General features: G+C 59.6%; 16 protein-coding genes. 14 read left to right on the top strand and 2 right to left on the bottom strand.

Annotated elements, in window-relative coordinates:
* Positions 1–354 precede the first annotated feature (354 nt).
* Positions 355–1,680: an OprD family porin gene (locus tag NUH87_RS10345; RefSeq protein WP_338525857.1), complete on the bottom strand. Its 1,326-nt coding sequence runs from the start codon at positions 1,678–1,680 to the stop codon at positions 355–357.
* Positions 1,681–2,624: 944 nt separating this feature from the next.
* On the opposite strand from NUH87_RS10345, the gene NUH87_RS10340 reads away from it, so the two are divergent.
* Complete coding sequence (locus NUH87_RS10340; protein WP_040070486.1) at positions 2,625–3,056, top strand: HIT domain-containing protein; 432 nt, start codon at positions 2,625–2,627, stop codon at positions 3,054–3,056.
* The gene (locus NUH87_RS10335; protein ID WP_040070485.1) at positions 3,053–3,259 is read left to right on the top strand and encodes a SlyX family protein; all 207 of its coding nucleotides are present in this window, start codon (positions 3,053–3,055) and stop codon (positions 3,257–3,259) included. Before NUH87_RS10340 ends, NUH87_RS10335 begins: the two co-directional genes overlap by 4 nt.
* A 64-nt stretch (positions 3,260–3,323) precedes the next feature.
* Here NUH87_RS10335 and NUH87_RS10330 read toward each other — a convergent pair whose 3' ends face one another.
* Entirely contained in the window at positions 3,324–3,929 is a 606-nt protein-coding gene (locus NUH87_RS10330) for a cold-shock protein (protein WP_338525856.1), read from the bottom strand.
* 429 nt (positions 3,930–4,358) lie between these two features.
* Between NUH87_RS10330 and NUH87_RS10325 the strand changes: the two genes are divergently transcribed.
* The 12 genes from NUH87_RS10325 (at position 4,359) to tolB (ending at position 14,273) form a co-directional block, all read left to right on the top strand.
* Positions 4,359–4,697, top strand: coding sequence for a ribbon-helix-helix domain-containing protein (locus NUH87_RS10325; RefSeq protein ID WP_040070534.1), 339 nt, complete (start codon positions 4,359–4,361; stop codon positions 4,695–4,697).
* A gap of 163 nt (positions 4,698–4,860) precedes the next feature.
* Positions 4,861–5,082: an FmdB family zinc ribbon protein gene (locus NUH87_RS10320; RefSeq protein ID WP_040070481.1), complete on the top strand. Its 222-nt coding sequence runs from the start codon at positions 4,861–4,863 to the stop codon at positions 5,080–5,082.
* A gap of 83 nt (positions 5,083–5,165) precedes the next feature.
* Positions 5,166–6,941 carry an aspartate--tRNA ligase gene (aspS, locus tag NUH87_RS10315; protein ID WP_040070480.1) on the top strand — a complete coding sequence of 592 codons (1,776 nt, stop codon included), beginning with the start codon at positions 5,166–5,168 and terminating at the stop codon, positions 6,939–6,941.
* Positions 6,942–7,084: 143 nt separating this feature from the next.
* Positions 7,085–7,831 (top strand): YebC/PmpR family DNA-binding transcriptional regulator, encoded by a 747-nt coding sequence (locus NUH87_RS10310; protein ID WP_040070479.1) that lies wholly within the window; start codon positions 7,085–7,087, stop codon positions 7,829–7,831.
* A gap of 10 nt (positions 7,832–7,841) precedes the next feature.
* A complete protein-coding gene (ruvC, locus tag NUH87_RS10305; RefSeq protein ID WP_040070478.1) occupies positions 7,842–8,366 on the top strand; it encodes a crossover junction endodeoxyribonuclease RuvC in 525 nt (174 codons plus the stop codon).
* Positions 8,367–8,480: 114 nt separating this feature from the next.
* Entirely contained in the window at positions 8,481–9,095 is a 615-nt protein-coding gene (ruvA, locus tag NUH87_RS10300; protein ID WP_040070476.1) for a Holliday junction branch migration protein RuvA, read from the top strand.
* Entirely contained in the window at positions 9,096–10,154 is a 1,059-nt protein-coding gene (gene ruvB / locus NUH87_RS10295; protein ID WP_040070475.1) for a Holliday junction branch migration DNA helicase RuvB, read from the top strand.
* A gap of 137 nt (positions 10,155–10,291) precedes the next feature.
* A complete protein-coding gene (ybgC, locus tag NUH87_RS10290) occupies positions 10,292–10,759 on the top strand; it encodes a tol-pal system-associated acyl-CoA thioesterase (RefSeq protein WP_040070474.1) in 468 nt (155 codons plus the stop codon).
* On the top strand, positions 10,749–11,444 hold the full coding sequence (gene tolQ, locus NUH87_RS10285) for a protein TolQ (RefSeq protein WP_338525855.1): 696 nt from the start codon (positions 10,749–10,751) through the stop codon (positions 11,442–11,444). The genes ybgC and tolQ overlap by 11 nt, the downstream gene beginning before the upstream one ends.
* A 14-nt stretch (positions 11,445–11,458) precedes the next feature.
* Positions 11,459–11,911: a protein TolR gene (tolR, locus tag NUH87_RS10280; protein ID WP_040070472.1), complete on the top strand. Its 453-nt coding sequence runs from the start codon at positions 11,459–11,461 to the stop codon at positions 11,909–11,911.
* Complete coding sequence (gene tolA, locus NUH87_RS10275) at positions 11,911–12,975, top strand: cell envelope integrity protein TolA (RefSeq protein ID WP_338525854.1); 1,065 nt, start codon at positions 11,911–11,913, stop codon at positions 12,973–12,975. The genes tolR and tolA overlap by 1 nt, the downstream gene beginning before the upstream one ends.
* A 47-nt stretch (positions 12,976–13,022) precedes the next feature.
* Complete coding sequence (gene tolB / locus NUH87_RS10270; protein WP_422393934.1) at positions 13,023–14,273, top strand: Tol-Pal system beta propeller repeat protein TolB; 1,251 nt, start codon at positions 13,023–13,025, stop codon at positions 14,271–14,273.
* Positions 14,274–14,314 lie beyond the last annotated feature (41 nt).

Here is a 14,314-nt window from a genome sequence, read left to right as displayed (position 1 = left end):
TGTTGTGAATACCTGCTCGAAAGCACATTGGCCCTTGTAGGAGCCTGGCTTGCCAGCGATAGCGTCCTCAAGGTTGATGTGGGGCTTGCGGGCCTCATCGCCAGCAAGCCGGCTCCCACGGGGTTTCGCGGTGTTTTCAAGATCTTACTTATTCAACGGACCGATATCGGGGGCGAAAGCCCTTTTTTTGTGTCTGTAGTTAAGCGAAGTGGCGGTTGGCTAACTATGACGCTCGCTATTTATTAGCTACCTATCAAGTTGCCCTGCTCAATCGCGACGCAATAAAAAAGGCCCATCACCAGGATGGGCCTTTCTTTAAACGAGTGTCACATCATCAAGCAAGTAATCAGGCGATTACAAGATGGTGATTGGGTACTCGGTGATCAGGCGGAACTCGTTGATATTGCCTTCGCCATCGTCAGCATTGCCACGGTGCCAAGCTTGACGTGCACGGAAGGACAGATCCTTCAGAGGACCAGACTGGACAACGTACTTGGCTTCCAGGTTGGTTTCGAAGTGGTGACCGTCTTTGCCGTAGGCGCCGACATATGCACCGCTAGTTGCGCCGGTGCCGTCGATGCCATCACCATGGACATAACGAGCCATGAAGCTCAGGCCTGGGACGCCGTACTCAGCCATTTTGATGTCATAACGGGCCTGCCAGGATTTTTCACCTGGGCCGTTGAAGTCAGAGTATTGGATCGAGTTAGCCAGGAAGATCGAGTCGCCACCCTGGTTGCCCTTGCCGCGTTCGATACCAATGTAGTCGAATGGCGTGTTGCCGTTGACCTTCTGGAACGCCAGAGTAACGGTGTGTGCCTTCAGGAACGAATAGGCGGCTGCCAGCGAGAAAGCGTTGTTGTCGATCTTGCCTGCCTTCGCCGCACCGGTATCGTCTGTATGATACAGGTTGAAGTCGAAGTTCAAGGACTGGTCAGTAGCCAGTGGCAGGGTGTAGTTGACGTTGGTGTAGTACTGGTTCCAGATATCCTGGAGCTTGGCACCGTACAGGGAGGCGGTCAGGTTCTCGTTGATGGCGTATTTGCCACCCACATAATCGATGCTCTTGGCAGTAACACCAGCGTAGGTGGCAAACAGGTTGCCTTGCAGCGAGGTGTAGTCCGAGCTGCTACCAGCGTAGAAGTGACCGGCTTCGAGATCCAGGTCTTTAACTTCACTGCTCTGCAGTTGGAAGCCACGAGCGGTCTGTTGGAACAGACGGCTGCCGCCGACGGCGAATACTGGTGCCGTAGTAGGGGTGAAGTCGCCGAATGTCAGCTGGGTTTTGGAGATGCGAACGCGGACGTCCGCGCCTGCTTTACCAAAGCTGTTGTTGACGCCATTTGCGCCATGGCTCAGGTTGCCGGTACCCACGTGAGTGTTGTCACCGTCAAGCTTGAAACCAGCATCACCAAAGGCATCGACGCCGACACCGACGGTACCTTGGGTAAAGCCGGAACTGAATTTGCCCAGTACGCCTTGGGACCAGTCTTTCTGGTCGACGCCACCATCTTTCTTGTCCCGGTTGAAGTAGTAGTTCTTCAGATTCACACCAAACGAAGAACCTTCAACGAAACCCTTGGCATCGGACTGAGGGGTTACGAACGGGTCGGCCATAGCCACTTGCGAGCCTGCTGCTGTAACAGCCAGGGCGATCATGCTCCACTTCATCACGCGCATCGTGATTTGCTCCTTTGGTTTTTAGGAAGAGTACTGCCGTCCCACCTGTATTTTTGTCTGGGCGGCTCTTTCTTTTTTGTGTCGGCGCAAACTTATATCACGTCGACAAACTTGGCGATACTTGCACACCTATCCTTGCGGCTTCTTTACGAGCGTGTCGCAAAAAGCTAGCTCCATGTCGCAAATTCACAGCCCTTCTGCTACGGGCTGTACAACTTCAGCGCTGTTTCAAACGCATGAGCATAGAAGCAAAGGCTCTGTCTATGTTCAAGCCCTGAACTCTCCATGGGCGCACTGTGCAGCGTTGTTACGATGTCGCAGGAGCTTCAGCTTCCGGGCAGACCCTCTGTCGCGACTATTGATTCAGTAATGCAACAAGCATGCACAAAGTGAAAAAAATGTAAGAAAAAAATTACCAGGCACCGTCATCGCGCTGAAACCCTTATGAAACCTAGGGGCGGCGGCGTTTGCGCGGGTACTTGACGTACTGCTTTTCCTTGTGCTGCTAATCCGTTGAAAATCCATGGAAAGCGAAAAATGTTACCGGTCCACACTCCGACTGGGTAGTCGGTGGGTGAAGCGTGCACTGATAGTAGTCGTAGTGTGCGGTTTTGGTGCAAAAAAATGATCCGCAGTGTCGATGAGGGGAGCGGGTAGCAGCAAGGCGGGCTTTTTTGTCCCTTGAGTCAGGCGCCGCCCTCGATGACGTAGGCAAAGGATTTCAGACAAAGGTGACATTTTTGTGGCGATATGGGGCTTTTTCTGGCTGGTGTGTAATTTTGTGGTCTTTCTGGCTCCGGGAAAGCGTTGGCTGTTCCATTCTGGAGCACTGGTGCCCCGTATTCGCCCATTTGCCGGTGTCACTTGCCAGGGCCGTGAATCGGCGGCCGATCACGGGTATCCTGACGGCCTGTAAACCTTTCAGTCATGCAGGAGTATTCACGGTGTTCGTTCTCGATTCGCGTCTTCAACAAGACACCTTGCCGTTGGGCGACCTGCCGTTGTGCCGAGTGCTGCTGTCCAATGATTCGAACTATCCCTGGTTCATCCTGGTGCCACGGCGTGCGGATATCAGCGAAGTGTTCCAGCTGGAGGCGGCCGATCAGTTGCAGTTGTGGCAAGAGACCACGGAGTTGGCGCAGTTGCTCCAATCGGTCTTCCAGGCGGACAAGATGAATGTCGCGGCCTTGGGCAATGTGGTCAGCCAGTTGCACATGCATGTGATTGTCCGTCGGCGCGACGATGTGGCATGGCCGGCACCGGTCTGGGGCAAGCACCCGGCCCAGCCTTACAGCGATGAGGAAGTTGCGCGGATTCGCGAAAAGTTGCGCGTGGCCTTCCAGCATGACCCGCGTTTTGTGCAGGCGGTTGTATGAACCTTGAAGATCGCGTGACCGAATTGGAAAGTCGCCTGGCGTTTCAGGATGACACGATCCAGTCACTCAATGATGTGCTGGTGGAGCAGCAACGCGTGGTCGAGCGTCTGCAGTTGCAGATGGCGGCCCTGCTCAAGCGCCATGAAGAAATGATGGGGCAGTTCGGCTCTTTCGAAGAGGACGCGCCGCCGCCTCATTATTAAGCTCAATCCGGCGACATAAAAAAACGCGAGGCAGCCCGGCTGCCTCGCGTTTTTTTGTGGCCGATCAGCGACGCGGCAAGGCTGCGATCACGTCTTCGGCTTGCAGGCCCTTGTCCCGGTTCATCACCGAGAACTCCACGCGCTGGCCTTCGACCAGTACGCGGTGGCCTTCGCCACGGATGGCGCGAAAGTGCACGAAAATATCATCGCCGGAATCGCGCGAGATAAAGCCGAACCCCTTGGAGGTGTTGAACCACTTCACGGTGCCGGTATCGCGATTGCTCATGTCGTAGTTGTGAGGCGCCGCCGCCGGGGACGATTTCTTGTAGAAGCTCACCGCCAGGTGCAGCAGTACGGCAATCACGGCGGCCAGCAGACCCGGGAGCACGGCGGGTTGGCCGCCGATCTGGGTCAGGGGGGCGAGCAGGGTGAGGATTTGCAGCGCCACGGCGACGATCAGCAGGATGCTGACCAGGATTTGCAGTTGATGCCGTGGACCCTTGTTCCAGTAGGGAATGACTGGCGCGAGGGTGAGGTTGAGCAAGCCGAAGAATGCCAGGTACAGCGCATCGGGTTGTTGCAGGTAAGGCAGGGCTTCGGATCGCAGGCTGGGGATAAAGGACAGCAGCAGGGCGACAGCGCCCGTTAGCAGGTGGACGATTTTCAACATTTTTATTGACTCACTCAAAGACGGATCACAAGGAAGAGCGGATGGCACACGGTTCGCTTCTGAAAAAAGGTGAGGCGCTGGGCACGTGTGATCATCCGCCTATGCGCCACTGTCAGAGATTCGACAGCGACGACACCGTCTCTATTTAACAGCAAAGCCCAGGCCTTCTCAAACTTCGACACCGGGCCGCTGTCGGAGAACTTGCAGCGGGGCAGGGGCGCTGTCGGCAAAGTCCGCGGGCCAGACGCTTGCAGGCGTTCGCGGGTGCCTGCTCCCGGGCTTTTCGTTGTTCTTCTTTATTTAATGGACCCTTCCTACAGTGGCTGTAGTGCAGTCTGCTGGATAGGGTTTTTTACTTAATGTTTTATGTCAGGAGGTTTGCCAGGAACGCCTTTATTCAAAGGTGTGCAGCGACGGAGTGCGATGAAAATGGTTCAGTGGGTGGGGCATGAGGTGGGGAGTTCCGGTTGTTTGCGCAAGACCCGGGTGGATCCCCTGTTGCTGGATTTCGATATTGGGTTGGCGAAGCCGGTTTCGCGTTCGGTGCGTTTGAATGGTTTTGCCACCTGCTTGCGTCTGGAGGAGGTTTACTGGAAGGTATTGGCCGATATCGCCAATACCCATGAATGTACGGTCAATGCCTTGCTGTCCAATGTGGATATGGAGGTTCACCTGCGTTATGGCGGGGTGAAGAATTTCAGCGGCCTGATTCGGGTGGTGTGTGTCGTGCATCTGCTGACGCTGGGCGGTTTGTCCCGGGCGATATAGGCCTGGCCGGGCGTCTCGGGGGATTCGCCAGGCCCCGGCGGGTGCGCTGACCGGTCCACGGCTGCAAAGGCTCGATTTAACGGATATAATCCCGCTCTTTGCTGCATGGCCCGTCCCGGGCTCGGGCAGCAGTGATGTCGTTATCCGATTGCCGAGACGCCCCATGCCCATGTACGACTACCAATGCGCTTCCTGCGGTCATCAACTGGAAGCCATTCAAAAGATCAGTGATGCACCGCTGGTCGACTGCCCGGCCTGCCAGGCACCGCAATTGAAAAAAATGCTCTCCATGCCCGGTTTTCGCCTGAGCGGTACCGGCTGGTACGAGACGGATTTCAAGACCGGCAGCAAGAAAAACCTGGCAGGTGGCGATAAAGCCGACTGAAATAAGCGACACGAGCGGGCACTTGTCGCGTTGCCAAGACAAGACCTCCACCGAATTCGAATGACTAGAAGCGAACCACGACCATGATGCGCAGCCATTATTGCGGCCAACTGAACGAGAGCCTGGAAGGCCAGGAAGTCACCCTTTGCGGATGGGTCCACCGTCGTCGCGACCATGGCGGGGTGATTTTCCTCGATATCCGTGACCGCGAAGGTCTGGCCCAGGTGGTCTTCGACCCGGATCGCGCCGACACCTTCGCCGCCGCCGATCGCGTGCGCAGCGAGTACGTGGTCAAGATCACCGGCAAGGTGCGTCTGCGTCCGGCCGGTGCCGGCAATGCCAACATGGCCTCCGGTGCCATCGAAGTGCTGGGCTATGAGCTGCAAGTGCTGAACGAAGCGGAAACCCCGCCGTTCCCGCTCAACGAATACTCCGACGTCGGCGAGGAAACCCGTCTGCGTTATCGCTTTATCGACCTGCGTCGCCCGGAAATGGCCGAGAAGCTGCGTCTGCGTTCGCGCATGACCACCAGCATCCGCCGCTACCTGGACGAAAACGGCTTCCTCGACGTCGAAACGCCGATCCTGACCCGTGCGACCCCGGAAGGTGCCCGTGACTACCTGGTGCCGAGCCGCACCCACGCCGGCAGCTTCTTCGCCCTGCCGCAATCGCCGCAGCTGTTCAAGCAACTGCTGATGGTGGCCGGCTTCGACCGTTACTACCAGATCGCCAAGTGCTTCCGCGACGAAGACCTGCGCGCCGATCGCCAGCCGGAATTTACCCAGATCGACATCGAGACCAGCTTCCTCGATGAAAAGGACATCATGGGCCTGACCGAAGGCATGATCCGCAACCTGTTCAAGGAAGTGCTGGGTCTGGAATTCGGCGAATTCCCGCACATGACCTGGGACGAGGCCATGCGCCGCTACGGCTCCGACAAGCCGGACCTGCGCATCCCGCTGGAACTGGTGGACGTCGCCGACCAGCTCAAGGACGTTGAATTCAAGGTGTTCAGCGGCCCGGCCAACGACCCGAAATGCCGCGTGGCCGCCTTGCGCGTCCCGGGCGCGGCGAGCATGCCGCGCAGCAAGATCGACGACTACACCAAGTTCGTCGGCATCTACGGTGCCAAGGGCCTGGCGTACATCAAGGTCAACGAACGCGCCAAGGGCGTGGAAGGCCTGCAGTCGCCGATCGTCAAGAACATCCCCGAGGCCAACCTCAACGTGATCCTCGATCGCGTCGGCGCGGTCGATGGCGATATCGTGTTCTTCGGTGCCGACAAGGCCAAGATCGTCAGCGAAGCCCTGGGCGCGCTGCGGATCAAGGTCGGTCACGACCTCGAGCTGCTGACCTGCGAGTGGGCGCCGATGTGGGTCGTCGACTTCCCGATGTTCGAAGAGAACGAAGACGGTAGCTTCACCGCCTTGCACCACCCGTTCACCGCGCCGAAGTGCTCGCCTGAAGAGCTGGCGGCCAGCCCGGCCACCGCGCTGTCCCGCGCCTACGACATGGTGCTGAACGGCACCGAGCTGGGTGGCGGTTCGATCCGTATCCACCGCAAGGAAATGCAACAGGCGGTGTTCCGTCTGCTGGGCATCGGCGAAGCGGAACAGGAAGAGAAGTTCGGCTTCCTGCTCGACGCGCTGAAATACGGTGCTCCGCCCCACGGTGGCCTGGCCTTCGGCCTGGACCGCCTGGTGATGCTGATGACCGGCGCCCAGTCGATCCGCGAAGTGATCGCGTTCCCGAAAACCCAGAGCGCGGCCTGTGTCATGACCCAGGCACCGGGCCTGGTGGATGCCAAGGCATTGCGCGAGTTGCATATCCGCCTGCGCGAAACCCCCAAGGCAGAGTAAGACGGACCCGAGGGCGCATCCACTGGATGCGCCTTTTTTCAAGGTCGAGACTTTTTATTGCCGGCGGCAGCCCTTGGGCTGCGCGGGCAATGTTTCAAGGCATTGTTTCAAGACAATGGTTCAAAGAGCATTCGGAGCGAGTTATGGCAGGTCATTCCAAGTGGGCGAACATCAAGCACCGCAAAGAACGTCAGGATGCCAAGAAGGGCAAGATCTTCACCAAGTGGATTCGTGAGCTGACCGTCGCCGCTCGTCAGGGCGGCGGTGATCCGGGCTCCAACCCGCGCCTGCGCCTGGCGCTGGACAAGGCCCTCGGCGCCAACATGAGCCGCGATATCATCGATCGCGCGGTGGCCCGCGGTGCCGGTGCGGCCGACACCGACGACATGGTCGAGCTGAGCTACGAGGGCTACGGCCCCGGCGGCGTGGCGATCATGGTCGAATGCATGACCGATAACCGCAACCGTACCGCGGCGGCCGTGCGCCATGCGTTCAGCAAGTGTGGTGGCAACCTGGGGACCGATGGTTCCGTAGCCTACCTGTTCGAACGCAAGGGGCAACTGTCCTTCGCGCCGGGCATCGATGAAGATGCGCTGATGGAAGCGGCGATGGAAGCCGACGCCGATGACGTGGTCACCCACGAAGACGGCTCGATCGACGTGTTCACCTCGTTTGCCGGCTTCTATGCGGTGCGTAACGCCCTGGATGCGGCGGGCTTCAAGGCGGCTGACGCGGAAATCGTCATGTTGCCGACCACCAGTGCCGAACTCGATCTGGAGGGCGCGGAAAAGGTGCTCAAGCTGATCGACATGCTCGAGGACCTGGACGACGTGCAGAACGTCTACTCCAATGCCGATATTCCCGAGTCGGTGGCCGAACAGCTCGGCTGACCCAGACACTATGACTTTGATTCTTGGTATCGACCCCGGTTCGCGCATCACCGGCTATGGTGTGGTGCGCGATACCGGGCGCGGCTGTGTGTACGTCGCCTCGGGCTGTATCCGCACCGGCAGCGGCGAACTGCACGAGCGTTTGCAGATCGTCTACCGTAGTGTGCGCGAGGTGATCCAGACCTACGGTCCGGTGACCATGGGCATCGAAAAGGTGTTCATGGCGAAAAACGCCGATTCGGCGCTCAAGCTCGGCCAGGCGCGGGGTGCGGCCATCGTCGCCGGGGCCGAGGAAAACCTCGAGATCGCCGAGTACACCGCCACCCAGGTCAAGCAGGCCGTGGCCGGCACGGGGGGCGCCAACAAGGAGCAGGTGATGATGATGGTCATGCATTTGCTCAAGCTCACCACCAAGCCGCAAGTCGACGCCTCGGATGCCCTGGCGATCGCCCTGTGCCATGCGCACACCCGCGCAAGCCTCCTGCCCCATGGCCTGGGCGCTGCACGTAGCCGTGGTGGTCGCCTGCGTCTCTGATAGCATCATCGCCTCAAACAGTTTTGCTTGCCGATAGCGCCCCGCCGGATAAGGTAGTGCGCCATGGTTCCGAGTCGTCAGCCCCTGGTCTGGCCAGAAATAAGGATCTGATACGTGATTGGACGTTTGCGCGGCACCCTGGCTGAAAAACAGCCGCCGCACCTCATCCTTGATGTGAATGGCCTCGGCTACGAGCTGGAAGTGCCGATGACCACGCTTTACCGCCTGCCGTCGGTCGGCGAACCGCTGACTTTGCACACGCATTTGGTCGTGCGCGAGGATGCGCAGTTACTCTATGGCTTCGTCGGCAAGCGCGAACGCGACTTTTTCCGCGAGTTGATCCGCCTCAACGGCGTCGGACCGAAGCTGGCCCTGGCGCTGATGTCGAGCCTGGAGGTCGATGAACTGGTGCGCTGCGTGCAGGCCCAGGACACTTCGGCGCTGGTGCGGGTGCCCGGCGTCGGCAAGAAGACCGCCGAACGCCTGCTGGTGGAACTCAAGGATCGCTTCAAGGCCTGGGAAACCGTGCCGAGCATGTTTGCCCTGGTGCCCAACCAGCCGGACGGCGCGCCTGCGGTGCCGGTGGCCAGCGCTGAAACCGATGCGGTCAGTGCGCTGATTTCCCTGGGCTACAAGCCCCAGGAGGCGAGCAAGGCGGTGTCGGCCATCAAAGACAAGGGCCTGAGCAGCGAAGACATGATTCGTCGCGCCCTGAAGGGAATGATCTAAGTGATTGAAGCCGACCGTTTGATTACCGCTTCCAGCGGGCGTGACCGCGAGGAAGTCCAGGATCGTGCCATCCGGCCGTTGAGCCTGGCCGAGTACATCGGCCAGCCGACGGTCAGGGAGCAGATGGAGTTGTTCATCCAGGCAGCGCGCGGGCGTGGCGAATCCCTGGATCACACCCTGATCTTCGGTCCGCCGGGCCTGGGCAAGACCACCCTGGCCAATATCATCGCCCAGGAGATGGGCGTGTCGATCAAGAGCACCTCGGGACCGGTGCTGGAGCGGGCGGGCGACCTGGCGGCGCTGCTGACCAATCTCGAGCCCCACGATGTGCTCTTCATCGATGAAATCCACCGTTTGTCGCCGATTGTCGAAGAAGTCCTGTATCCGGCGATGGAGGACTTCCAGCTCGATATCATGATCGGCGAAGGGCCGGCGGCGCGCTCGATCAAGCTCGACCTGCCACCCTTCACCCTGGTCGGCGCCACCACCCGCGCCGGCATGTTGACCAACCCGTTGCGTGACCGCTTCGGTATCGTCCAGCGTCTCGAGTTCTATAGCACCGCGGACCTGGCAACCATCGTCAGTCGTTCGGCGGGGATTCTCGGCTTGCCGCTGGACCCTGACGGCGCCTTCGAGGTCGCCCGGCGGGCGCGGGGCACGCCGCGGATCGCCAACCGCCTGTTGCGCCGGGTGCGCGACTTCGCCGAAGTACGGGCCAAGGGACATATCACCAAGCCCGTGGCGGACCTGGCCTTGAACCTGCTGGATGTCGACGAGCACGGTTTCGATCACCAGGACCGGCGCCTGCTGCTGACCATGATCGAGAAATTCGACGGCGGCCCGGTGGGCGTGGACAGCCTGGCGGCGGCGATCAGCGAGGAACGGCACACCATCGAGGATGTGCTCGAGCCCTACCTGATCCAGCAGGGCTATATCATGCGCACCCCCCGTGGACGGGTGGTGACCCGGCATGCCTATCTGCACTTCGGTTTGAACATTCCGTCGCGCTTGGGCGAAATGCCCGTGGTAGACGAGTTTCTTGATGCGCTGGACGAGTAAAGGCAGGATCGGGGCTGATTTATTCGCGGTTTGCGTTGTCCGAAGGGCACGTGTCACGAATCTTCATGCAAAAAGTCGTCGAAGGACGAAAAACAGTTGCCTGGCCGATTGGCAACCTGAGGAGTAAGCACTAGAGTATGCGCGCGCAAAACGGGGTTCAGTCGTTCGCACATCGCTGTCGCGTTTATTACGAGGACACCGATGCCGGCGGCATCGTGTATTACGTCAATTACCTTAAGTTCATGGAGCGGGCTCGAACCGAGCGGCTACGGGAGTTGGGCTTTGCCCAATCGTCGCTGGCAGGGGAGAACCTGTTGTTCGTCGTGCATTCCAGCGAAGCGCGCTACCACGCGCCGGCGCGATTGGACGATGAGCTTTCGATCAGCGCCGAGGTGATTGAGCTGAACCGTGCGAGCCTGCGCTTCAAGCAGCAGGTCAGGCGGGCTGATGATGAAACGCTGCTCTGCGAAGGGCAGTTCCTGGTGGCCTGTGTGCGCGCCGATAGTTTAAAACCCCGGGCCATTCCAGAAGCCTTGCGTTCGGCCTTTGCCGACACAAGCGGCGCGGGTACTCACTTAGAGCAGGAGATAAAGCGTGGAAGCTAACGTCGTCGACCATTCCTCCATGTGGAGCTTGGTCAGCAATGCCAGCATCGTGGTGCAATTGGTCATGCTGATCCTGGTGGCCGCCTCGGTCACCTCGTGGATCATGATTTTTCAGCGCAGCAACCTGCTGCGCGCCGGTCGCCGCGCCCTGGAGAGCTTCGAAGAGCGCTTCTGGTCGGGCATCGACCTGTCCAAGCTCTACCGTCAGGCCGGCAGCAACCCGGATCCGGATTCGGGCGTCGAGCAGATCTTCCGTGCCGGTTTCAAGGAGTTCTCCCGTCTGCGCCAGCAATCGGGCGTCGATCCGGAAGCGGTCATGGAAGGGGTGTCCCGCGCCATGCGCGTGGCCATCTCCCGTGAAGAGGAAAAGCTCGAGCAGAGCCTGCCGTTCCTGGCCACCGTCGGCTCCGTCAGCCCGTACATCGGTCTGTTCGGTACCGTCTGGGGGATCATGAACTCCTTCCGTGGCCTGGCCACCGCCCAGCAGGCAACCCTGGCCACCGTGGCCCCGGGTATTTCCGAAGCGCTGGTGGCCACCGCCATCGGTCTGTTCGCCGCCATTCCGGCCGTTGTCGCCTACAACCGTTTTGCGGCCCGTGGCGAGAACCTGATCGGCCGCTACTACACCTTCGCCGACGAGTTCCAGGCGATCCTGCACCGCAAAGTGCACACCAGCGAAGAGTGAGCAGGTAAATCCCCATGGCCCGAGTTCGCCACAAACGCAAGCCGGTCGCCGAGATGAACGTGGTGCCCTACATCGACGTGATGTTGGTGCTGCTGGTTATCTTCATGGTGACCGCGCCGATGCTCAATCAGGGCGTGAAGGTTGATCTGCCCAAGGTTTCCAGCGAAGCCTTGCCGCAGGACAACAACACCCAGGTCCTGACCATTTCGATCAAGGCTGACAAGACCTACTACTGGAACCTTGGCAGCGAAGTCGACACCGACAAACAGCAGGACAGGGCCATGACCCTGCCGCAGATGACCGACGCGGTGACCAAGATCATTCGCGCCGGCAACGAAGGCGGCAAGCATACCCAGGTGTTCATTCGCGGTGACAAGACCGTCGACTATGGGGCCGTCATGGGTGCCATGGGCGGTCTGCAGAAGGCCGGCGTCGGTAATGTTGGCTTGATTACCGAGGCTCCCTGATGCACCAACAGCGAGAGCCGTCCGCTTCGGAAAGCTACTTCTGGCCCAGCGTCTGGGCGATTGGCCTGCATATCCTGATTTTCGGCATGCTGTTCGTCAGCTTTGCCCTGACTCCGGAACTGCCGCCGGCCAAGCCCATTGTCCAGGCGACCCTGTATCAGCTGAAATCGAAAAGTCAGGCGACCACCCAGACCAATCAGAAGATTGCGGGTGAGGCGAAGAAATCCGCCGCGCGCCAGACCGAAGTCGAGCAGATGGAACAGAAGAAGGTCGAGCAGGAAGCGGTGAAGGCTGCGGAACAAAAGAAAGAGGAAGCGGCTCAAAAGGCCGACGAAGCCAAGAAGGCCGACGAGGCCAAGAAAGCGGATGAGGCGAAAAAGGCCGAAGAGGCCAAGAAAGCCGACGACGCGAAGAAGGCGGCCGAGGCGAAAAAGGAATTGGCCGATATAGCCAAGAAGAAAGCCGAAGACGAAGCCAAGAAGGCCGCGGAAGAAGAGGCCAAGAAGGCGGCTGACGAGGCGAAGAAAAAGATCGTCGAAGACGCCAAGAAGAAAGCGGCCGAGGACGCCAAGAAGAAAGCCGAAGCTGAAGAAGCGAAGAAGAAAGTCGCTGAAGAGGCGAAGAAGAAAGCTGCTGCCGATGCTGCGAAGAAGAAATCGCAGGATGCGGCGCGTAAAGCTGCCGAAGACAAGAAGGCCCAGGCCCTGGCAGATTTGCTTTCCGACACGCCGCAGCGCCAGCAGGCCCTGGCCGATGAGCAGGGCGATGAAACCGCTGGCAGTTTCGACGATCTGATTCGTGCGCGGGCAGCGGAAGGTTGGGCTCGTCCTCCTTCGGCGCGCAAAGGCATGACAGTGGTGCTGCAAATCGGCATGTTGCCGGACGGTACCGTGACCTCGGTTTCGGTGGCCAAGACCAGTGGCGACGGCCCGTTTGACGCCTCGGCGGTAGCAGCGGTCAAAAATATTGGTCGTTTGACGGAAATGCAGGGAATGAAACCGAGCGACTTTGCTCCCTATCGTTCCTTCAAGATGACATTCACACCTGAGGATCTAGCCTTGTGAGAAACCTTCTTCGAACAATGCTTGTCGTGATCTGCTGCCTGGCAGGGATGGCGATGGCAGATGAAAAGAACATTCTGGTCACCAGCGGCAGCGACCGGGCTACGCCCATCGCGGTCGTTCCCTTCGGCTGGCAGGGCGGTAGCGTCCTGCCGGACGACATGGCCCAGATCATCGGCGACGACCTGCGTAACTCCGGTTACTACTCGCCGATTCCGAAGCAGAACATGATCAGCCTGCCAACCCAGGCCAGCGAAGTCATCTACCGTGACTGGAAGGCCCTGGGCGCCCAGTACATCATGGTCGGCAGCATCGTTCCGGCGGGCGGTCGCCTGCAGGTGCAGTACGCGCTGTTCAACGTCGCCACCGAGCAGCAAGTGCTGACCGGCAGCGTGTCGGGCACGGCCGAGCAGTTGCGCGACATGTCGCACTACATCTCCGACCAGTCGTTTGAAAAGCTCACCGGCATCAAGGGTGCGTTCTCCACACGCATGCTCTATGTCACGGCCGAACGCTTCTCGGTGAACAACACCCGCTACACCCTGCAGCGCTCGGACTATGACGGTGCCCGCGCCGTGACCCTGCTGCAATCGCGCGAGCCGATCCTGTCGCCGCGTTTCGCCCCGGATGGCAAGCGTATCGCCTATGTGTCGTTCGAACAGAAGCGTCCGCGCATCTTCGTCCAGCACATCGACACCGGTCGCCGTGAGCAGATCACCAACTTCGAAGGCCTCAACGGTGCACCGGCCTGGTCGCCGGATGGCTCGCGCCTGGCGTTCGTGCTGTCCAAGGACGGCAACCCGGACATCTACGTGATGAACATGGCCACGCGCCAGATGAGTCGCGTCACCAGCGGCCAGGGCATCAACACCGAACCGTTCTGGGGCAAGGATGGCTCGACCATCTACTTCACCTCCGATCGCGGCGGCAAGCCACAGATCTACAAGACCAACGTCAATGGCGGCGGTGCGGAGCGCGTGACCTTCATCGGTAACTACAACGCCAACCCGAAACTGTCGGCGGATGAAAAAACACTGGTGATGATCCACCGCCAGGATGGCTTTACCAATTTCCGTGTGGCGGCTCAGGATTTGCAACGCGGCAGTGTAAAGATACTGACAGACACCAACCTTGATGAGTCAGCCACTGTCGCGCCTAACGGCACCATGGTAATCTACGCCACCGCCCAGCAGGGCCGGGGAGTCTTGATGCTCGTGTCCATCAACGGACGCGTAAGGCTCCCGCTTCCTACCGCTCAAGGCGAAGTCAGAGAACCTTCCTGGTCCCCTTACCTGAACTGACGCGGCGCTTTAAAGATTTTGCTTAACACACTGGGGTTCAT

Origin of the sequence: Pseudomonas batumici (assembly GCF_036585405.1) — a bacterium.
GTDB classification, from domain to species: Bacteria; Pseudomonadota; Gammaproteobacteria; order Pseudomonadales; family Pseudomonadaceae; genus Aquipseudomonas; species Aquipseudomonas batumici.
Note: the sequence above shows the minus strand (reverse complement) of the source record. Positions and strands in the feature narration are given on the sequence as shown.

Bases quoted from the DNA above. Each gene is read 5' to 3' on its own strand.
- NUH87_RS10345 (WP_338525857.1), bottom strand. From the start codon at position 1,680: ATGCGCGTGATGAAGTGGAGCATGATCGCCCTGGCTGTTACAGCAGCA.
- NUH87_RS10335 (WP_040070485.1), top strand. From the start codon at position 3,053: ATGAACCTTGAAGATCGCGTGACCGAATTGGAAAGTCGCCTGGCGTTT.
- NUH87_RS10330 (WP_338525856.1), bottom strand. From the start codon at position 3,929: ATGTTGAAAATCGTCCACCTGCTAACGGGCGCTGTCGCCCTGCTGCTG.
- NUH87_RS10325 (WP_040070534.1), top strand. From the start codon at position 4,359: ATGGTTCAGTGGGTGGGGCATGAGGTGGGGAGTTCCGGTTGTTTGCGC.
- NUH87_RS10320 (WP_040070481.1), top strand. From the start codon at position 4,861: ATGCCCATGTACGACTACCAATGCGCTTCCTGCGGTCATCAACTGGAA.
- aspS (WP_040070480.1), top strand. From the start codon at position 5,166: ATGATGCGCAGCCATTATTGCGGCCAACTGAACGAGAGCCTGGAAGGC.
- NUH87_RS10310 (WP_040070479.1), top strand. From the start codon at position 7,085: ATGGCAGGTCATTCCAAGTGGGCGAACATCAAGCACCGCAAAGAACGT.
- ruvC (WP_040070478.1), top strand. From the start codon at position 7,842: ATGACTTTGATTCTTGGTATCGACCCCGGTTCGCGCATCACCGGCTAT.
- ybgC (WP_040070474.1), top strand. From the start codon at position 10,292: ATGCGCGCGCAAAACGGGGTTCAGTCGTTCGCACATCGCTGTCGCGTT.
- tolR (WP_040070472.1), top strand. From the start codon at position 11,459: ATGGCCCGAGTTCGCCACAAACGCAAGCCGGTCGCCGAGATGAACGTG.
- tolA (WP_338525854.1), top strand. From the start codon at position 11,911: ATGCACCAACAGCGAGAGCCGTCCGCTTCGGAAAGCTACTTCTGGCCC.
- tolB (WP_422393934.1), top strand. From the start codon at position 13,023: ATGGCGATGGCAGATGAAAAGAACATTCTGGTCACCAGCGGCAGCGAC.